Source organism: Acetobacter fabarum (assembly GCF_011516925.1).
GTDB lineage: Bacteria > Pseudomonadota > Alphaproteobacteria > Acetobacterales > Acetobacteraceae > Acetobacter > Acetobacter fabarum.
Map to the genome: position 1 here is coordinate 116,368 of NZ_WOTG01000005.1, position 25,226 is coordinate 141,593.

The following is a 25,226-nucleotide window of genomic DNA, read 5'->3' on the forward strand; positions in this document are numbered from 1 at the left end:
GTTTTGTATTTCGTGTCTTGTTTTGCGGGACGGAATGATGGAATTCTTGCCCGTTTCTTATCGATGGGGTGAGGTTTTCAATGAAGTCCCGGGTTAAAGCAGTACGCGTTGTCCGCCATGGTCTGGTGCTTTCGGGCCTGGTGGCCGTGCTTATGGGCACAACCAGCCCCATGGGCCATGCACAGGATGTTACCAGCCGGGAAGGCATTGCCCTTCAGGACCAGATTCTTGCCCTCAAGCAGGCCATGAGCCAGATGCAGGCCTCCCAGAGCGAGGGCGGGGCACTTCCCCCCCCATCTGCCTCTGCGGGTGGGTCATCGGCTGTGAATGGGGATCTGGTCTCCCAGTTGCTGGAGCGGGTCAGCACGCTGGAACAGCAGCAGCGCGACATGCGTGGCGAAATTGACCAGCTGACCAATGACCTCCAGCAAAAAACAGCAGCCCTGTCCAAGCAGGTGGCGGATAGCCAGTTTGCCGCGCAGGCTGGGGCAGGGGGCAGTGCTGCCCCGGCAGCCGCAGCCTCTGCAGAGCCTGCGGCACGCCCCACCACACCCGATGCCCTGCTGAGCGCGGGCAAGGCGGCCCTGCAAAAGCGGGATTACGATACCGCGCATGACAATGCCGAGGCCGCCCTTAAAAGTGCCAAAGGGGCATTCAAGGTGGATGCGCAGTTCCTGCTGGCCCAGTCCCTTGCCGGGCAAAAGCAGTATCGGCAGTCTGCCGTGGCGTATTACGATGCGTATCGTCAGTCACCCAAAAGCGCTCGGGCCCCTGATGCCCTGCTGGGTGTAACGGCCTCGCTTCTGGCGTTGGGAGACAAAAAATCCGCGTGTGAAGCACTGGGCAAGCTGAATAACGAGTTCCCGTCCCCCGCACCCCGCGTGGCCCATGCGGCGGAAATATACGGGCGTAAGGGTGGCTGTAACTAATGCTCCAGCACGTACCCTCGGGTTATCGGGGGTAGGGGGATTGCCGGTCCGGTTTGAACAGCGCCCGGTTTTTTCTGACCAGCCGGTTCCGCCGCAATGGTTTGCCGCATTGCTGGACACCCTTGGCCCGTGGGGTGCAGATGCACCGGGGAGCCCCCCGGTTGCACTGGCTGTTTCTGGTGGGGGGGACAGTCTGGCGCTGGCATGGCTGGCCCGGCGCTGGCGGTGCAATCTGCTGGCCCTTGTGGTGGACCACGGGTTACGCCCCGAATCCGGGGCAGAGGCCCGGCTTACGGTGGAGCGCCTGCACGCCATGGACGTGCCCGCCCGCCTGATAACCCTGACAGACCTGACCAAAGGCCCTGCCATGGCCGCACGGGCGCGCAAGGCCCGTTATGCGCGCATGGTGCAGGCCTGCCAGCAGGCTGGCTGTGTGGATTTACTCCTTGGTCATCAGGCGGATGATCAGGCCGAAACCGCATGGATGCGTTCTAACGCGGGGAGCGGGCCGGATGGGCTGGCAGCCATGGGCTGGGTCAGCCACACGCCGGATGTGCGGCTGGTAAGGCCATTACTGGGCGTTTCCCGCGTGGCTTTGCGCCAGACATTGCGTGCGGCCGGGCTGGCCTGGGTGGATGACCCGTCTAATCAGGACCTGCGTGCCGAGCGTGTGCGGGTCCGCTTTGCCTTGCAGGAAAATGGCCTGTCCGAGCAGTTCTGGTGCCTTGCCATGGATGCAGGCGCGCAGCGCATGGCGCGTGAGAGGGCGCAGGCCATGGCACTGGCGCAGACCTGCGCATTTTACCCCCATGGCTGGGTTGGGCTTGGGCAAAACCTGCCCGAAGCGGCTACTTTGTCGGGGCTGATCCGCACGGTTGGTGCGCAGCAGTACCCCCCTGCACCGGCTGCCGTAGCGCGGCTGTGCAAAAACGGGGGAGCGGGCACACTGGCTGGCACCCAGCTTGCCAGATGGCGCGATGAGTGGTTTCTCATCCGGGAGCACGCTGGCGTGAGCGCGCCGGTAGCGGCCAGCCCCGGCGTTGTATGGGATGGCCGCTTTGTGCTGCGCGCCCCTTCTGCCCTGCTGCGTTGCGGGGTATATGTGGGGGCTGCCGGTTACGGGCTGGCGCGCAAGGTCCGTGCCGGGTGGCCAGCCCTGTTCTGTGCCGGGCTGCCCGCCTTGTGGTGGCAGGGGCAGCGGGTTGCGGTGCCGCATCTGGGGTGGTGCAGCACGGCAGACTGGGCGGATGTTTTTTTTGAGTTCAGACCGCCTGTTCCCGTAACGGGAATGGGTGTGTACGGGTGCAAAAAAGTACACAACAAGGACTATGTGGGGCCCGTGGGCTAGGAAAACGGTTCAGGCATCCCATTTATAAGAGCAAAGGTTGCTTTTTTCCCCAGGCGCCGGGCAAGATGGCAGGACACTCCGGCGCTTTACGCACTAGAAGTATGGACACTCGGGCAAGATGAACAATTTAGGTCGCAATCTGGCGCTTTGGGTCAGCATTATCCTGCTACTGCTGTTACTGGTGAACATGTTCCAGCCGGGCACGGCGCAGCATGCCGCCCAGCAACTGGCATATTCCGATTTTGTGGCCGATATTGATTCGGGGCATGTCCGGTCTGTTGTCATGCAGAACCACAATATTTCCGGCACGCTGACCGACGGCACCGCGTTTGAGACCTATGCCCCCATGGACCCCTCCCTTGTCTCGCGCATGGTGGGTAAAGGGGTGGAGGTTGTGGCCAAGCCACTGGAGCAGGATGGCAGCCCGCTGCTGCGCTACTTCCTGAACTCCCTGCCCATTATCCTGCTGGTCGCGGCATGGCTGTTCATGATGCGGCAGATGCAGGGTGCGGGTGGTCGTGGTGCTATGGGCTTTGGCAAGTCCCGCGCCAAGATGCTGACCGAAAAGCATGGCCGCGTAACGTTTGAAGACGTGGCCGGCATTGATGAAGCCAAGGGCGAGTTGCAGGAAATTGTGGATTTCCTCAAGGACCCGCAGAAGTTCACGCGGCTGGGCGGCAAAATCCCCAAAGGTGTGCTGCTGGTTGGCCCCCCCGGCACGGGTAAGACCCTGCTGGCCCGCGCCATTGCGGGTGAGGCCAATGTGCCCTTCTTCACCATCTCCGGGTCCGATTTTGTGGAAATGTTTGTCGGTGTTGGCGCATCGCGTGTGCGGGATATGTTCGAACAGGGCAAAAAATCCGCACCGTGCATTATCTTCATTGACGAAATCGACGCCGTTGGCCGCCATCGTGGTGCGGGCATGGGCGGCGGTAACGATGAGCGCGAACAGACCCTGAACCAGATGCTGGTGGAAATGGATGGGTTTGAAAGCAATGAGGGCGTGATCCTGATTGCCGCCACCAACCGCCCCGACGTGCTGGACCCCGCATTGCTGCGCCCCGGCCGGTTTGACCGGCAGGTGGTGGTGCCCAACCCCGACGTAAGCGGGCGTGAAAAAATCCTGCGGGTGCATATGCGCAAGGTGCCGCTGGCATCCGACGTGGACCCGCGCATTATTGCCCGTGGTACCCCCGGCTTTTCCGGCGCGGATCTGGCCAATCTGGTCAATGAGGCCGCACTGTCCGCTGCCCGCCTTGGGCGCCGCACGGTGTCCATGCGCGAGTTTGAAGACGCCAAGGACAAGGTGCTGATGGGCGTTGAACGTCGCTCGCTGGTGATGAGCGAGGACGAGAAAAAACGCACCGCCTACCATGAGGCCGGGCACGCCATTACCGCCGTGCTGGTGCCCGAGAGCGAGCCCATTCACAAGGCGACCATTATCCCGCGTGGGCGTGCCCTTGGCATGGTCATGCGTCTGCCTGAGGACGACCGGCTCTCCATGAGCAAGATGAACGCCATTGCCCACCTTGTGGTGGCGATGGGCGGGCGTGTTGCCGAGGAAGTGGTTTATGGCAAGGACAACATCTGCAACGGCGCAATGGGGGACATTAAAATGGCCACCCGTGTTGCCCGCAGCATGGTGACCGAATGGGGCATGAGCGACAAGCTGGGCATGATCGCCTATGCGGATGAAGATCAGGGCAACAGCTTCTTTGGGGCCGCCCGCAATTTTTCTGAACAGACGGCGCGCGATATTGATGTTGAAGTCAAACGCCTGATTGATGAAGCCTACGTGCAGGCCCGCAACTACCTGCATGACCATGTGGACGAGCTGCACCGTCTGGCCGAAGCCCTGCTGGAATACGAAACCCTGACAGGTGAGGAAATCCGCCAGATCATGCGCGGCCAGCCGATTGAACGGCCGGAAGAAGCAGATGATGGCCCGGTTAACCGCCGCGCCTCCGTGCCGCAGGTTACGGGGGAAGCGCCAGCCCCCACCCCGGCGGAAGATGGCGGCGCTGTTCCCGCCCCCCAGGCCGGTTAATGGCAGGGTGCGGCAGTAAACGGATATGAAGCAGAAGAGGCGGCACCCGGTGCCGCCTCTTTTGTATGGTGGGGACAGTAAAAAAGGATAAGGCGATGTGGCACAGGCTGGTTGAACCCATGGGGTTCCTGTTTGGACCAATGGCGCAGGAGGCCATACGGCAAGGCGTGGCCCTGCCATTCCAGAACAGTACTGCCGCGTTTACAGCCGTTTTGCTGATTGAAGGGGATAGCGCTTCTGGCCCCGTGCCTGTGGGCGCTGTACCGCATGCGTGGCTACCCGTGATGCAGCGCCTTGTTTCCCCCGTGCCCGATGCCGGGTTGCCTGCGGGGCCGCTGGTTATGGGAATCCTGAATACAACACCAGACAGCTTTAGCTGTGCAGGCCAGCACTACCATGCAGGTTCTGCCCTGCAGGCGGCCGAACAGATGGTGCGTGATGGGGCCGGTGTGCTCGACATTGGGGGTGAAAGCACACGCCCCGGTGCCGCAGTTGTCTCCCCCCAGCAGGAGTGGGAGCGGGTTGGCCCGGTGCTGGAGGGGCTGCGCCAGAGCATGCCCGATGTGCCGCTTTCGGTCGATACGCGGAATAGTCTGGTTATGGAGCGTGCACTGGCTGCGGGTGCGCGCGTGATCAATGATGTTTCCGCCCTTGGGCACGACCCGACTGCCCTGCCTTTGCTGGCAAAGCAGCAGTGTGGCGTTGTGCTCATGCACATGCGCGGCACCCCCCAGACCATGGAGCAACACACCCATTATACCGATGTGGCCTGCGATGTGGTGCGGGAACTGGGGCAGAGGGTGGAGGCCGCGGTGGAAGCGGGCATTGCCCGTGAGCGGCTGATGGTGGACCCGGGGTTTGGCTTTGCCAAAACGCAGGAGCAGAATGTTGTTCTGCTACGCCGCATTCTGCTGCTGGCCAATCTGGGGTGCCGTGTGGTGTGCGCTCTCTCGCGCAAACGCATGATTGGTACGCTAACAGGTGTGGCAGACCCCGCCCAGCGTGATAGCGGCACGGTGGCGGCCTCCCTTATGGCCATGCCCTTTGGCAACCCGTTGCTGCGGGTGCACGCTGTGGCCAGCATGGCGCAGGGTGTCCGGGTCTGGCAGGGGGTGCAGGGTGGGTAAGCATGGTGCGCCAAAAATGTTTTTTGTGGCCTGAACACGGTTTCTTCCAACCCAAAACCGTTTTAGGAAAGAGCAGCAGGACAGGACAGAAGTTTCCGCCAGCAACGGCCAGAGTATTCAGGTCCATTGCCGATTGCGGAATGGAATGAGTATTATGAAGCGATTTTTTGGAACAGACGGTATTCGCGGCACTGCCAATGTTGCGCCCATGACGGTGGAAATTGCCCAGAAGCTGGGGCAGGCGGCGGGGCTGCATTTTCGGCGTGGGGACCACCGGCACTGCGTGCTGCTGGGCAAGGATACCAGATTATCCGGTTATATGATCGAGAGTGCTCTGGTTTCCGGCTTTTTGTCCGCTGGTATGGATGTCACTCTGGTTGGGCCGTTGCCCACCCCCGCCATTGCCCTGCTGACCCGCTCCCTGCGGGCCGATCTGGGGGTCATGATCTCCGCCTCCCATAATCCGTTTGGTGATAACGGGATCAAACTGTTCGGCCCCGACGGGTTCAAGCTCTCCGATCAGGATGAGCGCACGATTGAAAACCTGATGGTGACCGACCTGCATGCGGATATGGCAGACCCGGCCCAGATCGGCCGCGCCTCACGCCTGAATGATGCCGCAGGCCGGTATATTGAAAGTGCCAAATCCTCCTTCCCCCGCAAGTTGCGGCTGGACGGCATGAAAATCGTGATCGACTGCGCCAATGGCTCGGCCTACCGGGTTGCCCCCACAGCGCTGTGGGAGCTGGGGGCGGAGGTTATTCGCATCGGGTGTGAGCCCAATGGTGTGAATATTAACGAACAGTGTGGCTCCACCCACCCCGAGGCCCTGTGTAAGGCCGTGGTGCAGCATGGTGCACATATTGGCATTGCCCTGGACGGGGATGCCGACCGTGTGCTGATCGCGGATGAAACCGGGCGTCTGATTGATGGGGACCAGATTCTGGCCCTTATCGCCCGCTCATGGACAGCGGAAGGGCGTCTGGTGGGTAATGCCGTGGTGGCCACGGTTATGTCCAACATGGGGCTTGAACGGTTTTTGGAAAAAATGGGCGTGGGCCTTGAACGTACCGCCGTAGGCGACCGCCATGTGGTTGAACGCATGCGGGAGCGTGGGGTGAATGTGGGGGGCGAGCAGTCGGGCCATATGGTGCTGACCGACTTTGCCACAACGGGTGATGGCCTGATTGCCGCCTTGCAGATTCTGGCCGTGCTGGTCGAATCCGGACGCCCCGCGAGCGAGGTCTGCCGTCTTTTCCAGCCCTTCCCGCAAAAGCTGCGTAATGTCCGTTACGCAGGAGCCTGCCCGCTGGATACGGATGAAGTGCGTGAACGCCAGCATGAGGTGGAACGTATATTGGCCGGTCAGGGCCGCCTGCTGTTACGCCGTAGCGGTACGGAACCGCTGGTGCGTGTTATGGCCGAGGCGGAAGATGCCGCCCTTGTGGATGAGGCCGTAAGCAAAATGTGCGCTGTGCTGGAAAAAGCAACCCAGCCAGCCTGAAGCCGGAAAGCCCCTCTGCATGACCCACCCCGCCCCCCAGCGCCCGAGAGTTCTGTCCATAGCAGGGAGCGACTCTGGCGGAGGGGCGGGTATTCAGGCCGACATCAAAACCATTACGGCGCTGGGTGGTTATGCCATGACCGCCCTAACCGCCCTGACGGCCCAGAACACACAGGGCGTGCAGGATATTCTGCCTGTGCCGCCACAGTTTATTCGCGACCAGATCCGCTGTGTTGTGGATGATCTGGGGGTGGATGCCATTAAAACCGGCATGCTGGGGGGTGTTGTGCAAACGCAGGCCGTGGCGGCAGAAATTGCCCGGACTCGCGACAATACCCCTGATCTTGTTGTGGTGGTGGACCCGGTCATGGTGGCCAAGGGGGGCGCAGCCCTGCTGGCGGAGGATGCTCTGGCCTGCCTGCGCACAACGCTCTTGCCCCTTGCAACCCTGATTACCCCCAACCTGCCTGAGGCGGAAAAGCTGACAGGGCTTACTATTCATACGGTGGAGGATATGAAGGCCGCAGCCCTATGGCTGCACCAGCAGACGGGGGCGGCGGTTCTGCTCAAAGGCGGGCATCTGGCGGGGGAAGCGTTGGTGGATGTGCTGCTGGATGGGGCGGGAGCGCGCGAGTTTGTGGGGCAGCGTATTGCAACCCGGCACACCCATGGCACGGGCTGTACGCTGGCCAGCGCGCTGGCAACAACACTGGCGCAGGGACTCGCTCTGCCAGATGCGGTCCGGCAGTCCTGCCTGTATGTGCATGATGCTATTGAGCAGGCCCCCGAACTTGGCAGGGGGGCGGGGCCATTATGGCATGCCCATGCCTGGTACCCTGCAACCCGGTCCTGAAGAATGCTGGCTCCCTATGGGAACACCCAGTGTGGAGCAGGTGGTTTATTAGTCCCCAACAGCCTGCAGCAGAGCAGGCTCGGGCAGCACAGGCCGGTGTGCAAGGGGGGCCATCAAGGGGGTGGGAACAGGCTGTGTCTGTGCCTGCGGGTCATGCAGAATGTACCCGCGACCCCATACGGTGGAAATAAGGTCTTCCGCACCCACGGTCTGGAGTTTTTTGCGCAGTTTGCAAATAAAGACGTCTATAATCTTGATGTCTGGTTCATCCCGGCCACCGTATAAGTGGTTGAGGAATGTTTCCTTGGTCTGGGCAATGCCCTTGCGCAGCACCAGCAGTTCCAGAATGGCAAATTCCTTGCCGGTCAGGTGGATGGGGCGGTTGCCGACTGTAACCGTGTGGTTGTTCAGGTTCAGGGTCAGCGCGCCAACCTGGGCAACCGGGTGGGCGTATCCGTTGGAGCGGCGCAGAATGGCCTGTGCGCGGGCAATCAGCTCAGCGGATTCAAACGGTTCGGCCAGATAATCATCAGCCCCCAGTGTAAAGGCCCGTATCTTGGCGTCTGGCGTATCAACGTTGGAAAGAATGATAACGGGTGTTGTGATCTTGAGCGTGCGCAGGGTGTTGAGAATGGTGTACCCGTCCATGTCCGCCAGGGTCATGGTAATAATGGCAAGCCCATAATCGTAATTTCGCAGCAATTCTATGGTGTTTTGGCCAGAGCGGGCCAGATCCGCCGCAAAACCTGCTTTTTTCAGGGCGGAAAGAATGGCCCGGCTGGAGGTAAATTTGTCCTCGGCAAATAGAATGCGCATGACTGGCCTCACATAGCTGCAGGTATGGGGTGATACACCTTGAGGTTGTATTGGCTCGCTCTGATGATACTTTTACGTGTTTTTCTGAAAAAATAAACACAAATTCATATTATTTTTATTATTTCGATAATAACAGATATGTGACTGGCGTATAGCTTGACCCGACATATCGGAAAAAAAACATAGCGTTCTTTGGAACAGACTATACGGGCAAAAAGTTCCCTATGGGATAAATAATAAAGTATTATAAAGTAATTTTTTTGCGAACAATAAATAGTCATGTTGAGTATATTTATTATTTCCTAACAAAATCTGTGTTTATAAAAAGTTTACAAATTCAGTGCTTCACTCTTCCCGCTTCCGGCTTGATATGGAAAAGGTCAGTCTTGGACCCGATGCAGAGGGCACGCGCCCACCACGGAGCAGGAGCAGGAATCGGTCATGTTGCTGAAAACCGAAGCCGATACGGTACAACTGGCCAGAACTCTGGCAGGCCTTGCCCGTGCGGGGGATGCCATTTTGCTCTCTGGTCCGCTGGGGGCGGGCAAAAGCGTGTTTGCACGCGCGTTTTTGCGTAACTTCTGCGCCGCACCGGATATGGAGGTGCCAAGCCCCACCTATACGCTGGTGCAGGCCTACGACTCCCCCACGGCCACGGCCTACCATTTTGACCTGTGGCGTCTGGGCAGTGTGGAGGAACTGGACGAACTGGGGTGGGATGATGCGTGCGAGGGCGTCATGCTGGTGGAATGGCCCGAACGGCTGGAGGACATGACCCCCCCCGATGCGCTGCACATCACCCTTATGGTCGGAGCGGATGGAAACCGCCGTGTCACTCTGGCTGGCTGGGCGGACCGCCTTCCCCCGCAACCGGCCACACTGCTGGAGCCCGGGGTATGAAGCTCGCAACCATTCCAGCACATCTGCCTTTTCTGGACCATCTGGCGGCGCGCTGGATAGAGGCCGCCGGGCATGACCCGGAGGCCATGGGCGAGGGAACCATTGTGCTCCCCGGCCGCCGGGCCGCGCGTGCGTTAACCGAGGCTTTTCTGCGGCGTATGGATGGGCGCAGCATGCTCCTGCCCCGCATCATGCCCATAGGCGCTCTGGACGAGACCGAACTGGGCCTGTCCGCCTGTGGTGGGGCAGAGGCGCTGGCGCTCCCCCCCGCCGTGCCAGCCATGACCCGTCTGGCCGTGCTGACACTGTTTGTTTTAAAGGCGGATAACGCCTTTGGTACCCGCCCCACGCTGGATCAGGCATGGCCACTGGCCCGCGCTCTGGCTGAGCTGATGGACGAGGCGGAATGGGCTGGTGTCAACCTGCTCGAGCGCCTGCCCGATGCCGTGCAGGAGGATTACGCCCAGCACTGGCAGACCATTCTGGGTTTTCTGAACATTGTTACCGCACAATGGCCTGTGTGGTTGCAGGAGCAGGGGCTGATCAACCCCGTGGCCCGGCAGGTGGCCCTTCTGGGCGCACAGGCGCGGTTGTGGCGGAACATGGGGGAGCAGGGTTACACCGCTCCGCTCTGGGCGGCCGGGTTTACGCATGCCATGGCGCCCACGGCCAATGCGCTACAGGCTATTCTGTCCTGTCCGGGGGGCAGGGTCGTATTGCCGGGGCTGGATACGCTCATGCCTGAGGAGGTGTTTGCCGCCCTGCCAGACAGCCACCCGCAGGCGGGCATGAGCCACCTGCTCGCGGCATTGCAGGCCCGGCGGGAGGATGTGCAGGTCTGGAATGCGCAAGGGGGGGAACCCGAACGCGCGGCCGTGCTCTCCCGCGTGATGCTGCCTGCCGCAGCATTGGATGACTGGGCAAAGCCCGGCCCGGTCGCACTGGCCCATGTCAGCCGGTTTGAGGCCGCAGACCAGCAGGAAGAGGCCGTGGCCATCAGCATGGTCATGCGTAACGCCATCGAGCAGCCCGGCCACCGCGTGGCCCTTGTCACGCCCGACCGTGGGCTGGCGGCCCGCGTGGCCACAGAGCTGGAGCGATGGGGCATTCTGGCGGATGACAGCGCAGGCGCCACACTGGCGGATACGCCCCCCGCCGTGCTGCTGCGGCTGGTGGCGCAGATGGTGGATAGCCAGTTTGCGCCTGTTGCTCTTTTATCCGTGCTCAAGCACCCGCTGGTGGCGTGTGGTCTGGCTCCGGGCGTCTGCCGTGCCTCGGCCCGCCTGCTCGAGCGTGTGGTGCTGCGTGGTCCTTCTCCCGCTCCGGGGTTTGCGGGGCTTTGCGCTGCCGTAAGGGACAGGCTGGAACCAAAGCGCGAAAAAGACCGCCAGCGCATGACGCAGGGCGAGAGCGCGGACCGCCCCTTTGGCCCCGAACCCCTGCCGGCCTTTATGGAGCGTCTGGCCCATTGTCTGGCCCCTGTTCTGGGCTGGGAGCAAGCCGAAGGTGCGGTGCTGGCCGGGGGGGAAGGGGCGCGGCATCAGGCCAGCGTGCCCGACCTGCTCGAAGCCCTGATTGCCACGGTGGAACGCCTTGCCAGCACGGAGGAAGAACCCGCCGCCGTCCGGTTGTGGAAAGGGGAGGACGGCAGCCTGCTGGCCTCCCGGCTGAGCGAGCTTATGCTGGCAACCGCCCTGCTGCCCCCCCAGCCGCCTGCTGTGCTGGACGGGCTGCTTACGGCGGTTCTGGCGCAGGAGCGTGTTGCCACCCGCCGGGGCAACAACCCGCAGGCCCTGCACCCGCGGGTGCTGATCTGGGGCCTGTTTGAAGCGCGCCTGCAAACGGCGGAAACCGTTATACTGGGTGGTCTGTCCGAAGGGGTGTGGCCCCCCGCCCCCGATGCCGGGCCGTGGATGAGCCGCCCCATGCGCAAGCGGGTTGGCCTACCCCCGCCCGAGCAGGCCGTGGGGCAGGCGGCACACGACTTTTTTGCCATGGCGGCCGCGGCGGAACATGTTGTTCTGTCCTCCGCCCGCAGGCGTGATGGCGCACCTGTGGTGCCTGCGCGCTGGTTAACCCGGCTGGATGCTTTTCTGGCTGGCTGGGGGGGCAGTGTGCCCGAGCACCCGGTTCTGTCCTGGCTTGCACGGCTGGACCAGCCGCAGGGGCCGGCATTGCCAGTGGCCCCACCCCGGCCCACGCCGGATGTTTCCTTGCGCCCCCGCCGCCTGAGCGTGACGGAAATAGAAACATGGATGCGCGACCCTTACGCCATTTACGCCCGGCACATCCTGCGGCTTGAGCCTTTGCCCGAGCTGGAGGAAGGGGCCGATGCCTCCGATTACGGCATGATCGTGCATGACGCGCTGGAACGCTGGGTTAAAACCCACGGCGTGGACTGGCCGGTAGATGCCCAGCGCAAGTTGGCGGAGGTGTTCAAAACCTGCCTGGCCGAACAGGCCCTGCGCCCGGCTTTGCAGGCATGGTGGGCGCCCCGGCTGGAGCGCATTGCCGCATGGGTTGCACATGCGGAGCAGCAGCGCCGTGCCACCCACGGCGTGCCGCAAGCTATTTTGACCGAAATTGCAGGCAGCGTGCTGGTCCCCGATGCTCCGGGGGGGGCGTTCCGCCTTGTCGGGCGGGCAGACCGGGTGGAACTGAGTGCGCAGGGGCGTGTGATTGTGCAGGACTACAAAACCGGCATGCTGCCAGCCATGCGCGATGTTCTGTCCGGCTGGAGCCCGCAACTGCCGCTGGAGGCCGCCATGCTGCTGCGCGGAGGTTTTGCCGATGCTCCCAATGTGGCCGACATTGCCGGGCTGATCTACTGGCGTCTGACCGGCGGGGCCGAACCGGGGGAGGAGGTGGCCGTATCCTCCAAGGAGCACGACAATCTGACTGATCTGGCCGAACAGACATGGCAGCGCCTGCTGGCGCGCATTGCCGCGTACGACCAGCCTACACAACCCTACCTCTCCCACCCCCATCCGGGGCAGGAACCACGCTTTGCCGATTATGCCCGTCTGGCCCGTGTGCCGGAGTGGAATACCGGCCGTATGGAGACCGAAGCATGACCCACCATACGGCTCAGGGCGCGCTGGATGCCGCCATTGCGCAGGCCAACCAGCAGCAGGCCATGGCGTCCGACCCCACGGCATCGGTTTTTGTGTCCGCCTCTGCGGGGAGTGGCAAAACCAAACTGCTGATAGACCGCCTGCTCCGGCTGATGCTGCCACGGGTGGAAGCGGGGGGTGACGTTGTACCCGGCAGCGACCCTGCGCGCATTCTGTGCCTGACCTTTACCAAGGCTGCCGCGGCGGAAATGGCTATTCGCTTGCAAACCCGCCTTGGCCGGTGGGTGACCCTGCCGGATGACCGGCTGAATGCGGAACTGGCCGCTCTGGCCGTGCCCTGCACCCAGCAGACCCGGCGCAAGGCACGCGCCCTGTTTGCGGAGGTGCTGGACCTGCCCGGTGGTATGCGTATTGGCACCATTCATGCCTTCTGCCAGTCGCTCCTGCGGCGTTTTCCGCTGGAAGCCGCCATGAACCCGCATTTTACGGTCATGGAGGAAACAGACGCGGCTCTGGCGTTGCAGGGCTGTGTGGAGAGTGTTCTGGGCGGGCAGCCTGCCAGCACGGTGGCTCCGCTGGCCGGGCAGATCGGGCTTGGAGATTTTATTGCCCTTGCGGGTATCTTGCGGCGCAATGAGCACGCACAGGCCGTGCGTGCACGCGTAAGCGCTCACCCCGAACAGGCGGAAGGTCTCATGTGCCGGGTGCTGGCTTTGCCGGAAACAGCACTCAGGCAGCCCGATGAGGCTTTTCTGCTGGCCTCCTGCACCGGGTTTGCGGCCGAGCCTACCCTGCGCGCGGGCCTGCGGGCCATGGCGGAGGAGGGATCGGCCACAGTCAAGACCAACGCACTCGCCCTGCTGGACTGGCTGGCCCTGCCCCCCACGGAGCGTGCCGCGCAATGGGCGGTATGGCGCAACGGGTTGCTGACCAAGGATGGTAAACTGCGCAGCCGTGGCCTGCTCTCGGCCAAACTGGCGGAAAAATATACCGATCTGGCCGATGCGCTGCAAAAGGAGGCCGAGCGCATACTGGCGGTGGAGGAGGGCATGAACGCCCGCCAGCTGGCCCGCCTTGGTGTGGCGCTGCTCAAAATGGCGGCTCCCGTGGCCAGCATGTTTGACCAGCGCAAGGCCATGCAGGGCCAGATGGAGTATGATGACCTGATCCACCGTACACTCCTGCTCCTGCGTGAGCCGGGGGCCGCATGGGTGCTGTACAAGCTCGATGGCGGCATAGATCATCTGTTGCTGGACGAGGTGCAGGATACTTCCCCCCAGCAGTGGCGCATTGCAGGGGACCTGACCGAAGAGTTTTTTGCAGGTGAAGGCGCACACGCGGCGGAGGAAGGCCCCAGAACGGTTTTTGCCGTGGGGGACTACAAACAGTCCATCTACCGTTTTCAAGGCGCGGACCCGGACGAGTTCCGGGCTTGGCGGGCTACATTCAAACAGCGTGCGCAGGCGGCGGACCTGCCCTGGCGGGAGCCGGAACTGACCGTCTCCTTCCGTTCCACAGCGCCAGTCCTGCAACTGGTTGATGCGGTTTTTGCCGACCCACAGGCCGCGCGTGGCGTGGCGGAGGAGCAGGGCCGCCCCCTGCGCCATATTACGGCCCGCCCCGGTCAGGGGGGGCGGGTGGAACTCTGGCCTCTGGCGGAGGCACAGGATGCGCAGGACAGCATAAGCCCGTGGGAGCCAGCCGCAGTGAACGCCACCCGGCAGAGCCCACGGCAAAAACTGGCGGATGCGCTGGCCAGCACCATTGCGCGTGAACTGGCAGCCCCCCCCCAGCCGGGGCAAAAACCGCTGACACCGGGGGACGTGCTGGTGCTGGTGCCGCGCCGCTCCTCCTTTGTGCCGCTGCTGGTGCGCGCCCTTAAAGGGCATAACATTCCCGTGGCTACACTGGTGCGCACGGGCCTTGCCGACCAGCTTGCGGTGCAGGACCTTATGGCCCTGTGTGCTGCGCTCCTGCTCCCGCAGGATGACCTGACACTGGCCTGTGTGCTGACCTCCCCGCTGGGTGGCCTGTCCGATGACAGCCTGATGGCCCTTGCCGTAGGGCGCTCGCCCGGTGCCCCCCTGTGGACCATCCTGCGTGAGCGCCATGCGGAGCAGGCGGACTGGACGCAGGCCTGGCAGATGCTCAACGCCCTGTTTGGCCGGGTGGATTACCTTACCCCGTATGAACTGCTGTGCGCGGCTCTGGGCCAGCAGGGCGGGCGGGCACGCCTGCTGGCGCGGCTGGGGCCAGAGGCCGCGGAACCAATAGACGAGCTGCTCTCCGCCGCGTTGCGTTATCAGGAGCAGCACCCACCTTCTCTTCAGGGGTTTGTGCATTGGCTCAGACATTCGCAGGAGAGTGTCAAGCGCGAGGCCGAGGCCGGTGGCAATGCCGTGCGGGTCATGACCGCACATGGCTCCAAGGGGTTGCAGGCCCGGCTGGTTATTCTGCCCGATACGGTGGGCCTGCCCCGGTTTGAGGACAGGCTGTTCTGGAGCACGGACAAAAAAACAGGGGTGCAGGTGCCCATTTACGTGCCGCGCAACGCCCTGTCGGTCGGGTTGACCCGCAGCCTGTACGAAACCCTGCGTGAAAAGACGATAGAGGAATACAACCGCCTGCTCTACGTGGCCCTGACCCGTGCGGCGGACAGGCTGATCGTGTGTGGCTGGAAACCCGGCCGCACCGTACCGCCAGAAAGCTGGTACGAATGTTGCCGCCTTGGTTTTGAGCGCGCAGGTGCCCAGCCGCGTGACTGGAGCGTGGGGGACTGGTCGGGCAGGGTTTTGGTGCTGGAGGAGCACGCAGCCCCCGCCAGCCTGTCCGCCCCAGCAGCCCCTGTTGCGTCTGCCGCGCAGGATGCTCCTGTGCTCCCGCCGCTCCCCGGCTGGATGGGGCAGGCCCCGCATTGGCGGCCCGGCCTGCCGGAAGCGGAAGAACCACTGGCCCGGCCACTGGCCCCAAGCCGGCCGGATGATACCATGCTTGGCCCGCTCCCCCCCGCGCGTTCCCCGCTGGATGTGGCGGCCATTACCCCGCTCAAGGCGCGGGAGGCGGCCTTGCGCAGGGGGAATCTGGTGCATGCGCTTTTGCAGTTCCTGCCTGACCACCCTGCCAGTGCGCAGGAGCAGCTTGCCACGGACTGGCTGGCCCGCCCGGCATCGGGGTTGTCCATGCCGGAGGCCGCCCGGCTTGCCGCACAGATTGTGGCAGTGCTGCGTATGCCCGCACTGGTGGACCTGTTTGCCCCCCATGCCCGGGCGGAGCAGCGGCTGGCGGGTATTGCTGGCGGGCAGGTTATTGTGGGGCAGGTGGACCGCATGTGTGTCATGCCTGACCGGGTTATTGTGTGCGATTACAAAAGTGGTCGCCACGCGCCCTCCACGGTGGAGCAGACGCCGGTGCTGTACCTGCGCCAGATGGCGGCGTACCGCGCCCTGCTGCAAGGGTTGTGGCCGGGGCGGGAGGTTGTGTGCGTGCTGGTCTGGACCGAACTGCCCCGTGCCGACCGGCTGCCGGAGCACCTGCTGGACAAGCATGCTCCGCAACCTTGCGCGGGCGTGGCATCTTGACCACGGCGCAGGCCACCTTAAGTGTTAGCTAAGCCCGGTCTGCTGGTGCGCACTCTGTGCAGTGCCCGCAGACCTGTTAACTAGGACAGCATGGGGTGCGCAGGCACCCGGTAGTTAAGGAAAACATGTCATGAGTGAACACACGCTTGCTGTCAGCGATTCCAGCTTTGATGCTGACGTGCTCAAGGCGTCTGGCCTTGTTCTGGTCGATTTCTGGGCCGAATGGTGCGGCCCGTGCAAAATGATCGGCCCGGCACTGGAAGAAATCGGCAAGGACATGCAGGGTAAGGTGACGGTTGCCAAGGTCAATATTGACGACAACCCCGTAACCCCCAACACCTACGGTGTGCGGTCCATCCCCACCCTTATGCTGGTGCGTGATGGCAAGGTTGTGGACACAAAGGTTGGCGCACTGCCCAAAAGCCAGCTCAAGGCATGGGTTGAAGGCGCGCTGTAAGCCACATCCATATGCGCAGGTGGTGCACGTTCAAACGCGTGCCCGCCTGCGTGGATATGGTCGCGTTTTTTCATAATCACTTGGCAGATTGGCGCCGCCCGCGTAATGCAACCACGCAGGCGGGCTGGGTCCGCATCGTTAGTCTCGTGCAGTCACAGGGTTCAAAATGAGCTGGATCACCGAATACGTCCGTCCTAAAATCCGCGGTCTTCTGCGCCGTGATGTGCCGGATAACCTGTGGACCACCTGTGATTCGTGCTCCCAGATGGTCCTGACCAAGGAGCTGCGCAAGGCGCAGAATGTCTGCCCCCATTGCGGGCACCACATGCGCGTGCTGGTGAATGACCGGCTGGCATGGACCTTTGATAACGGTGAGTTCACCCGTATTGAACTGCCATTGGCTCCCGTGGACCCGCTCGGCTTCCGGGACCAGAAAAAGTATACCGACCGCCTGAAGGATGCACGCGCCAAGAGCCATCTGGACGAGTCCCTTGTTGTCGCGCATGGCACCATTGGCGGGCATAACGCCGTTGTGGGCGTGATGGCGTTCGAGTTCATGGCTGGCACCATGGGGGCCGCTTTTGGTGAGCGGTTTGTGGCTGCTGCCCGTCTGGCCATCCTGCAAAAATCCCCGCTGGTGGTATTTACCGCCTCCGGTGGTGCACGCATGCAGGAAGGGGTGCTGAGCCTGATGCAGATGCCCCGCACAACCGTTGCGGTGCAGATGCTGCGTGATGCGGGCCTGCCGTACATTGTGGTGCTGACCAACCCGACAACGGGTGGGGTTACGGCCTCCTTCGCCATGCTGGGGGATGTGCAGATCGGTGAGCCCAACGCCCTGATCGGTTTTGCCGGCCCCCGCGTTATTCAGGACACGGTGCGCGAAAAACTGCCCGAGGGCTTCCAGCGTTCCGAATATCTGGTTGAGCACGGTATGCTCGACATGGTTGTGGCCCGTAAGGATATGCCCGCCACCCTGTCGCGCCTGATCGGCCTGCTTACCCATGCTCCGGCCGATGTTAAGGCTCCCCCGCCCAAGCCCGTTGCAGCACCTGCTGCGGCAGCCGAGTAAGCCCCTCCGTGGGTCAGGTGCAGGCTGGGGAGAGAGCCCCGGTGCCCGAATTTACCGGTCGCACGGGGGAGGTTCTGCAACGGCTGAACCATCTTTACCCCGCGCTGATCGACCTCTCCCTCGGGCGGCTGGAAGCTCTGCTGGCCCGTCTGGGGCACCCGGAGCGCAAGCTGCCGCCGGTTATTCATGTGGCCGGTACCAATGGCAAGGGCAGCACCTGTGCGACCCTGCGCGCCATAGCCGAGGCAGCAGGGTGGCGCGTGCATGTCATGACATCCCCGCATCTGGTGGATGTAACCGAGCGGTTCCGTGTGGCAGGCAAGCTGGTCAGCGAAGCTGAACTTGTGGCCACGCTGGAGGAAATCGAACGCATCAACAATGGTGCCCCCATTACCGTGTTCGAGGTGCTGACCGCCGCAGGCTTTATGCTGTTTGCCCGCCATCCGGCGGAACTGGCCATTATTGAGGTCGGCCTTGGCGGGCGGTACGATGCTACCAATGTGCTGGAACACCCCGCAGCCTGCATTGTGACCTCCATCTCGCGCGATCATGAGGCTTTTCTGGGGGATTCTCTGGCAGCAATCGCGGGGGAAAAGGCGGGTATTTTCAAACCCGGTGTGCCAGCGGTTACGGGCTGCCAGCCTGCCGAGGTCATGCAGGTTCTGCAGGAACAGGCGCAGGCTGTGGGGGCTGTTCTGGCCCGCCGTGGCGTGGAATGGACGATTGCGCCCCAGCCCTCCCAGGGCAATGCGGACAAACCCGCCGGGCTGTGCCTGAACGATGCCAAAGGCACGCTCGCGCTGCCTATGCCCGCCCTGACCGGCCCGTGGCAGATGGAAAACGCCGGTCTGGCGGTGGAGGCTCTGCGCCTGTCCGGGCTGGATGTGCCACAGGCCGCATGGCAGGGTGTGGGGCAGGTGCAATGGCCTGCCCGCATGCAGCGCCTGCACGGCAAACTGGCAGCCCTGCTGCCCGCCGGATGGGAATTATGGCTTGACGGAGGGCACAACCCCGGAGCCGGTGCCGCTCTGGCGCAGGAGCTGGGCCGCTGGAAGGACCAGCCCCTGCACATACTGGTGGGGATGAAGCAGACCAAGGACGCCTCGGGTTTTCTTGGTCCGATTTTGCCTTATGCGGATGACCTGTGGGCCATTTGTGAGCCCGAGCAGCATCTGGCCCTGCCTGCACAAGCTATTGTGGACGCATCAGGCGGCAAGGCCCATACCGGCCCCACGCTTGCCCGCGCGCTGAGCGCACTGGCTGCAAATGCGGCAACCAGCCCCCAACCCGCACGCGTACTGATCTGTGGCAGCCTGTATCTGGCGGGTGTGGCGCTCCGGCAGGATGGCTGGGTCATGACATAAGACCTGCCGCTCTGGTGGCAGTGCTTGCCAGGCAGGTAAACGGCACAACAGACCTGTGGCGTGTGCAGTATAAAAGCGGGGTATATTGCCCACACTGCCATTTGCCGCGCTGCCAGTAGTGGCAAATGCCTGAGTGGTCAGGTGCGAACAGTTTTTTACGGGAAAGAATGGTGCCCCCATTCAGATTTGAACTGAAGACCTACCGCTTACAAGGCGGTTGCTCTACCACTGAGCTATAAGGGCACATGCACATATTCTGCGCTAAGGCCGGACTATAAGCGATAAAAGGGTAAGAGCGTCAAGTCCTGTTTTTTGGAATAATCGCGGTTTTTTTGGCCCATACACATATTGCATCGTTTTCGTGGGTGGCGCATCTAGGCGGACATGCCGCACGTTTCCCCAAGCCCCGCTCCCGCTCTGTTTCTGCACGATAGCCAGCGCCGCGCGACCGTGCCGTTCCAGCCGCTCGATCCCGCGCATATCAAGGTCTATTACTGTGGCCCCACGGTGTATGATCTGGCCCATATTGGCAACCTGCGCGCCATGCTTACGGCGGATGTGCTGGTCAGGCTGCTGCGCACGCTCTACCCCCGTGTTACATTCGTGCGCAATATTACCGATGTGGATGACAAGATTACCGCCCGCGCCCGCGCCAATGGGGAAGATATTGGCGCGCTTACCCAGCGCACCACGGCGGAGTTTCATCAGGATCTGGCATCCCTTGGCGTGCTGCCCCCCGACATAGAACCCCGCGCGACCCATAATATTGGCGAGATGCAGGCCATGATCGCCCGGCTGATTGAAAACGGGCACGCATACGCAGCACAGGGGCATGTGCTGTTTTCGGTCGGGTCGTTCCCCTCTTATGGCGCACTTTCCGGCCGTAACCCGGATGAGCTGGAAGCGGGCGCACGTGTGGAAGTGGCACCCTATAAAAAAGCACCGGGTGACTTTGTGCTGTGGAAACCATCAGATGCAGACCAGCCGGGGTGGGATAGCCCGTGGGGCAGGGGGCGTCCGGGGTGGCATATTGAATGCTCGGCCATGTCGCACCGTTATCTGGGCGATAGTTTTGATATTCATGGCGGTGGGTCGGACCTGCTTTTCCCGCATCATGAGAACGAACGCGCGCAAAGCCTGTGCTGCTTCCCGCATAGCCAGTTTGCCAATTACTGGGTGCATAACGCCATGCTTCTGGTGGAAGGTGAGAAAATGTCCAAGTCACTGGGCAATTTCCTGACCATCCGCGATGTGCTGGCGCAGGCTCCGGCGGAGGCATTGCGCTTGCTGCTGCTGGGCACGCATTACCGCTCCACCCTGAATTACACGCAGGCCGGGCTGAATGAGGCCCGCAAGACGCTGGACCGGTTCTACCGCGCCCTCTCCAGCGTGCCGGATGTGCCCGCAGCTCCTGTGCCGCAAACCGTACTGGCCGCACTGGAGGAAGACCTGAATACCCCCAAGGCCATTGCCGAACTGCATGTGCTGGCTAACCAGGCCATGGGCGGGGACCGCGAGGCCGCAGGCGCGCTCAAAGCCGGTGGGGCGTTAATGGGTCTGTTGCAGGGGGACCCGGCGCAGTGGTTCCGTGGAGAGTCTTCTGCCGAGGAAGATGCCGCGATTGAAAACCTGATAACGGAGCGGCTGGCCGCCAAAAAAGCGCGGGATTTTGCAAGGGCCGATGCCCTGCGCGACCAGTTGCAGGCACAGGGTATTGTGCTTGAAGATACAAAAGACGGCACAAACTGGAGGCGCGCATGACCGGGCGGGACGGCGGGGCACCGCTGGAGCCTTTGGGCAACACACCTGTTGTTATTCTGGTCAGGCCGCAAATGGCCGAGAACATTGGCACCACGGCCCGTGCCATGGCCAATGGTGGCCTGTTTCACCTGCGCCTTGTCAGCCCGCGTGATGGCTGGCCGCAGGACCGGGCATGGCGTACGGCCTCGGGTGCAGACCGGATTCTGGAAGCCGCCACGGTGCATGACAGTGTGGATGACGCCATAGCCGACCTGCACCATGTGTACGCCACCTGCCCACGGCCACGCCATATTGTAAAAACGGTCATGACCGCGCGTGGCGGTGCGGCGGAACTGCGTGCGGCAACCCAGCGCGGGCTCAAGGTCGGGCTGATGTTCGGCCCCGAACGCGCCGGGCTGGATAACGAGGACATGGCACGCGCGGACGCGCTGATCCGCTACCCGCTTAACCCGACCTTCATGTCGCTCAATCTGGCGCAGGCGGTCATGATCATGGCGTATGAATGGTGGATGGCGGCAGACGCAACACCCCCCCGCACGCTCATGACCAACGAGACCCACGTAGCCACCAAAGGTGAGCTTGAGAACTTTATGAGCCATCTTGTGCGTGAGCTGGATGGATGCGGTTTTTTGCGGAACGCGCAAAAACGCCCCGGTATGGTCCGCAACCTGCGTCACTTTTTTACGCGTGGGGAAGTTACAGAGCAGGAACTGCGCACCCTGCATGGTGTTGTGCGCGAACTGGCACACCCCCGCCGGACGGAGGACTGACCACCCCGCAAGGGGGCGGTTGGCCCCTATCCGTCGCAGGTTATGCAGCGGGTAGGGGGTTGTGGGTGCGGCCTGCTGTTACAGCCCACACCCGGTTACCGCGCAGGTGTTAGTCTGCGGCCAGTGCCATGTGCTGCTGGCTCATGGCGCGGGTTACGTGGTCTTCCACCGCAGCGGTAATCTTGTCTGCCTGTTTGGCAAAAATATGATCTGCTTCGGGGTAAACACGGTAGTCCACTGCAACACCTTTCTGGGTGTTCAGCTTATCAACCAGTTTGTGGATGGCGGGCTCGGGGGCCATGTCATCCTTGCCACCGGCAATCATCAGCCCGCCGCACGGGCAGGGGGCCAGAAAGCCGAAGTCATAATGGGCGGCTGGCGGCGCAATGCTGATCCAGCCGGTAATTTCTGGCCGGCGCATCAGCAGCTGCATGCCCACGAACGCCCCGAACGAATACCCGGCAATCCACAGACCGCTGGCGTTGGGGTTGATCATCTGCATCCAGTCAAGGGCTGCTGCGGCATCGGAAATTTCGCCAATGCCCCCGTCAAACCGCCCCTGCGAGCGGCCAACCCCACGGGAATTGTAGCGCATGACGGAAAAGCCCATGTTCTCGAACGTGCGGTACAGGGCGTATGTAATCCGGTTGTTCATGGTGCCGCCGTGCAGCGGGTGGGGGTGCAGCACGAGGGCAAGCGGGGCGTTGGGCTCGTTTGAGTGGTGATAACGTCCTTCAAGACGTCCATCCGGGCCGGCAAACATAACCTCAGGCATGTAGGTTCCGCTTGATCTGGGAAGGGCGTCCGCGGGCATGACGCTTCCGGGTTTGATAATTGCCCCGGCGGGGAACGATGCCACGTTCCGGGTCGGAGCATGCGGGCAGACCAAAGGCCCGCAAACTTTAACTCTCAGTCAGCCTGTCTCCCTTTTCCGTTTCTGGGGGAAAACGGAAAAAGGAGCGCATTACAGACACATGGTGTCCGTCCCACGACCAGAAAAGGGTGTGCGGCACACTCCGGCGTTGACCTTGCGCAAAACGCAGGCATAATCGTGCGGGCTGTTGTCCGTGAATGCTGCGCATGCGGGAAAACCCGTTTCCAGCCTGCCGTCTCCATTGTGCCCTGTGGTGCTGACCATACGGCACTCTATAGCGGCTTGGGGGCCAGAATTTCCACATAAATCGTGACAATGGCCGTACTGCACGGCCTGCAAAAAGCGCAGTTCTGGTATGGTTACGGGTAGAAAAAAAGCATGAATGATAAAACAGACGATAGGGCAAAGGATTTTCCTCAACCCGTCTATCTGGATGCCAACGCGACCGAACCCCTGCGGCCCCAGGCGCGTGCGGCCATGCTGGAGGCGGCGGACCTTACGGGGAATCCATCTTCCGTGCACCATGCGGGGCGGCGCGCACGCGCCGTGCTGGAGGAGGCGCGCAACACGGTAGCGCACCGGCTTGGTGTGGCTCCGCTCAACTGCGTGTTCACCTCTGGCGGCACGGAAGCCAATGTGCTGGCCATGCACGGGTTTGGGCAGGGGCGGCGTTTTCTGGTTGGTCGCACCGAGCATGATGCTGTGCGCAAGGGTGTGCCCGATGGGGCAGACCGGGCATGGCTGGAGGTGGACAGCCACGGGCAGGTCCGTCTGGACCTGCTGGAGGCAGCCCTGAGTGCACCGGGCGCTCCCGCCTTTGTCTGCCTCATGCTGGCTAATAACGAAACAGGCGTGCTCCACCCCATGGCCGAGGTTGCCCGCCTGTGCCGCCAGCATGGTGCACATCTGCATGTGGATGCCGTGCAGGCCGCAGGCCGCATGGCTGTGAATGTGGAAGAGTTGGGGGCGGATAGTCTCGCCTGCTCCGGTCACAAAATGGGTGGGCCAAAAGGGGCTGGTGCCCTGCTGTTGCGCGGCCCAGCCCCAAGGCCACTGGCCCCGGTGTTTGAAGGCGGCGGGCAGGAGCAGGGCCGCAGGGGGGGCACCCAGCCCCTGCCCGCCATAGCAGGTCTTGCCGCAGCGTTGTGTGATGCTCTGGACAACCCGCGTGATCTGGCCCCCCTGCGCAACCGGCTGGAGCAGGCTGCACAGGCCGCAGGAGCTTTGGTGTGTGGCGCAGGGGCTCCACGGCTGGGCAATACAGCATCCCTTGTGCTCCCCGGTCGGCGCGCGCAGGGGCAGCTTATGCGGCTGGACCTGGACGGGCTTTGTGTTTCCGCAGGTTCGGCCTGTTCATCGGGCAAGGTAGCGTTCTCCCATGTGCTGGAGGCCATGGGGCTGGGGGAACAGGCGGGGCAGGCCATACGCGTGTCCCTGCCATGGAACGTGCGGGAGGCGGATGTGGAGCGGTTTGTGCAAAGTTACGCACGCATGGCGGCCGGGGCTGGTCTGGCTCTGGCGCAATAGGGGGCCGGGTATGGCGGCATTGTATTTTGACCACGCGGCAACCACGCCATGCGACCCGCGTGTGCAGGCGGTTCTGCTGCGCGCTCTGGCGGAGGAAAACGGCAACCCGCATAGCACCACCCATGCCAGCGGCACCCGGGCGGCCCATATGGTGGAACATGCCCGCGCGCAGGTTGCCACCCTGTTGGGGGCGGAGGCGCGTGAGATTGTTTTTACCTCGGGGGCGACCGAGTCCAATAACCTTGCCATCAAGGGAGCGGCACGGCATCTGGCGGCACAGGGCAGCCCGCGCCGCCGGGTTATAACTGTCGCGACCGAGCATAAATGCGTGCTGCAAAGTGTGGCGGATCTGGTGCATGAAGGGTTTGAGCCGGTTGTTCTGCCGGTTAACTCCCTTGGGCAGGTGGAGCCGGAGGTGCTGGCCCGCGCTTTGGCAGAGGCCCCCACGGCTGTTGTGTCCATTGCCGCGGCTAATAACGAAACCGGGGTTCTGCAGGACCTTGCCACGCTGGGTGCGCTGGTCGCGCAGGCGGGGGCGCTGCTGCATACCGATCTGGCGCAGGCGGCAGGTAAAATTGCGCTGGACCTGCATGCCCTGCCCGTGGCTCTGGCCTCCATTTCCAGCCATAAGCTGTATGGGCCAAAGGGGGCGGGGGCACTGTTTGTACGCCGCCGCCCGCGTGTGCGCCTGACCCCCCTGTTCTCTGGTGGTGGGCAGGAACGGGGGCTGCGTTCTGGCACCCTGCCGGGCTTTTTGCTGGCAGGATTTGGGGAAGCCTGCCAGATTGCCAGCATGGATATGGCGCGTGATGGTGCACATCTGGCCGACGTGCAGGCGGTGTTTCTGGCCCGTCTGGGGCCGCAGTTGCCCGGATGTGTGGTCAATGCGCAGGAGGCTGCGCGCCTGCCGGGTATTTTCAGCCTGCGCCTGCCGCCTGACCTGCGCGCGGCAGAGGTTCTGGCGGTTATGCCCGGGCTTGAGGTTTCCCTTGGTTCGGCCTGCTCTTCGGCCGAACTGGCCCCCTCCTACGTGCTGGAGGCCATGGGGCTGAGCTTTGATGAAGCAGGAAGAAGCTTGCGTCTGTCCCCCGGACGTTTTACCTCCACCGCCGAAGCAGAACGCGCGGCGGACAGTCTGGCACAGGCTGCCCTGCAGGTGCGGGCCACACCCCGGCGGCCCATGCCCGCAGCCTAAGGCCCGGACCATACAGGCCGCCGCCGCCAT

18 protein-coding genes and 1 tRNA gene are annotated in these 25,226 nt (G+C 62.7%); 16 read left to right on the forward strand and 3 right to left on the reverse strand.

The window, feature by feature from the left end; translation table 11 throughout:
* Positions 1–80: 80 nt before the first annotated feature.
* The 6 genes from GOB83_RS08440 (at position 81) to thiD (ending at position 7,808) form a co-directional block, all read left to right on the forward strand.
* A complete protein-coding gene (locus tag GOB83_RS08440) occupies positions 81–929 on the forward strand; it encodes a tol-pal system YbgF family protein (protein WP_369823059.1) in 849 nt (282 codons plus the stop codon).
* Positions 916–2,277 (forward strand): tRNA lysidine(34) synthetase TilS, encoded by a 1,362-nt coding sequence (gene tilS / locus GOB83_RS08445; RefSeq protein WP_264802740.1) that lies wholly within the window; start codon positions 916–918, stop codon positions 2,275–2,277. The genes GOB83_RS08440 and tilS overlap by 14 nt, the downstream gene beginning before the upstream one ends.
* Positions 2,278–2,395: 118 nt before the next feature.
* On the forward strand, positions 2,396–4,324 hold the full coding sequence (gene ftsH, locus GOB83_RS08450) for an ATP-dependent zinc metalloprotease FtsH (protein WP_086647070.1): 1,929 nt from the start codon (positions 2,396–2,398) through the stop codon (positions 4,322–4,324).
* A 95-nt stretch (positions 4,325–4,419) separates the two neighbouring features.
* The gene (folP, locus tag GOB83_RS08455; protein WP_165925769.1) at positions 4,420–5,451 is read left to right on the forward strand and encodes a dihydropteroate synthase; all 1,032 of its coding nucleotides are present in this window, start codon (positions 4,420–4,422) and stop codon (positions 5,449–5,451) included.
* A gap of 145 nt (positions 5,452–5,596) precedes the next feature.
* Positions 5,597–6,955, forward strand: a complete 1,359-nt coding sequence (gene glmM, locus GOB83_RS08460) for a phosphoglucosamine mutase (RefSeq protein WP_086647069.1) — start codon at positions 5,597–5,599, stop codon at positions 6,953–6,955.
* 19 nt (positions 6,956–6,974) lie between these two features.
* Positions 6,975–7,808 (forward strand): bifunctional hydroxymethylpyrimidine kinase/phosphomethylpyrimidine kinase, encoded by an 834-nt coding sequence (gene thiD, locus GOB83_RS08465; protein WP_165925751.1) that lies wholly within the window; start codon positions 6,975–6,977, stop codon positions 7,806–7,808.
* A gap of 48 nt (positions 7,809–7,856) precedes the next feature.
* Here the strand turns inward: thiD and GOB83_RS08470 are convergent, their stop codons facing one another.
* Complete coding sequence (locus GOB83_RS08470; protein WP_095349471.1) at positions 7,857–8,624, reverse strand: response regulator transcription factor; 768 nt, start codon at positions 8,622–8,624, stop codon at positions 7,857–7,859.
* Between the two features lie 441 nt (positions 8,625–9,065).
* Between GOB83_RS08470 and tsaE the strand changes: the two genes are divergently transcribed.
* The 6 genes from tsaE (at position 9,066) to GOB83_RS08500 (ending at position 19,069) form a co-directional block, all read left to right on the forward strand.
* Entirely contained in the window at positions 9,066–9,524 is a 459-nt protein-coding gene (tsaE, locus tag GOB83_RS08475; protein WP_165925752.1) for a tRNA (adenosine(37)-N6)-threonylcarbamoyltransferase complex ATPase subunit type 1 TsaE, read from the forward strand.
* The gene (addB, locus tag GOB83_RS08480; protein WP_165925753.1) at positions 9,521–12,598 is read left to right on the forward strand and encodes a double-strand break repair protein AddB; all 3,078 of its coding nucleotides are present in this window, start codon (positions 9,521–9,523) and stop codon (positions 12,596–12,598) included. Before tsaE ends, addB begins: the two co-directional genes overlap by 4 nt.
* The gene (gene addA / locus GOB83_RS08485; protein WP_165925754.1) at positions 12,595–16,176 is read left to right on the forward strand and encodes a double-strand break repair helicase AddA; all 3,582 of its coding nucleotides are present in this window, start codon (positions 12,595–12,597) and stop codon (positions 16,174–16,176) included. Before addB ends, addA begins: the two co-directional genes overlap by 4 nt.
* 130 nt (positions 16,177–16,306) lie before the next feature.
* Positions 16,307–16,633, forward strand: a complete 327-nt coding sequence (gene trxA, locus GOB83_RS08490) for a thioredoxin TrxA (RefSeq protein ID WP_059022710.1) — start codon at positions 16,307–16,309, stop codon at positions 16,631–16,633.
* A gap of 166 nt (positions 16,634–16,799) precedes the next feature.
* Positions 16,800–17,705 carry an acetyl-CoA carboxylase, carboxyltransferase subunit beta gene (gene accD / locus GOB83_RS08495; protein ID WP_086647063.1) on the forward strand — a complete coding sequence of 302 codons (906 nt, stop codon included), beginning with the start codon at positions 16,800–16,802 and terminating at the stop codon, positions 17,703–17,705.
* Between the two features lie 41 nt (positions 17,706–17,746).
* A complete protein-coding gene (locus tag GOB83_RS08500; protein WP_264802744.1) occupies positions 17,747–19,069 on the forward strand; it encodes a bifunctional folylpolyglutamate synthase/dihydrofolate synthase in 1,323 nt (440 codons plus the stop codon).
* A gap of 168 nt (positions 19,070–19,237) precedes the next feature.
* On the opposite strand, the gene GOB83_RS08505 is transcribed toward GOB83_RS08500, so the two are convergent.
* A tRNA-Thr gene (locus tag GOB83_RS08505) sits at positions 19,238–19,312 on the reverse strand.
* Positions 19,313–19,453: 141 nt separating this feature from the next.
* Here GOB83_RS08505 and cysS point away from each other — a divergent pair.
* Positions 19,454–20,830 carry a cysteine--tRNA ligase gene (cysS, locus tag GOB83_RS08510; RefSeq protein ID WP_095349468.1) on the forward strand — a complete coding sequence of 459 codons (1,377 nt, stop codon included), beginning with the start codon at positions 19,454–19,456 and terminating at the stop codon, positions 20,828–20,830.
* On the forward strand, positions 20,827–21,600 hold the full coding sequence (locus GOB83_RS08515) for an RNA methyltransferase (RefSeq protein WP_086647061.1): 774 nt from the start codon (positions 20,827–20,829) through the stop codon (positions 21,598–21,600). Before cysS ends, GOB83_RS08515 begins: the two co-directional genes overlap by 4 nt.
* A gap of 109 nt (positions 21,601–21,709) precedes the next feature.
* Here GOB83_RS08515 and GOB83_RS08520 read toward each other — a convergent pair whose 3' ends face one another.
* Positions 21,710–22,375 (reverse strand): alpha/beta hydrolase, encoded by a 666-nt coding sequence (locus GOB83_RS08520; RefSeq protein WP_086647060.1) that lies wholly within the window; start codon positions 22,373–22,375, stop codon positions 21,710–21,712.
* Positions 22,376–22,852: 477 nt separating this feature from the next.
* Here GOB83_RS08520 and GOB83_RS08525 point away from each other — a divergent pair, with 477 nt between their 5' ends.
* Positions 22,853–24,001 (forward strand): cysteine desulfurase family protein, encoded by a 1,149-nt coding sequence (locus GOB83_RS08525; RefSeq protein ID WP_165925755.1) that lies wholly within the window; start codon positions 22,853–22,855, stop codon positions 23,999–24,001.
* 10 nt (positions 24,002–24,011) lie between these two features.
* Positions 24,012–25,196 carry a cysteine desulfurase family protein gene (locus GOB83_RS08530; RefSeq protein WP_165925756.1) on the forward strand — a complete coding sequence of 395 codons (1,185 nt, stop codon included), beginning with the start codon at positions 24,012–24,014 and terminating at the stop codon, positions 25,194–25,196.
* The last annotated feature ends 30 nt before the right edge of the window (positions 25,197–25,226 follow it).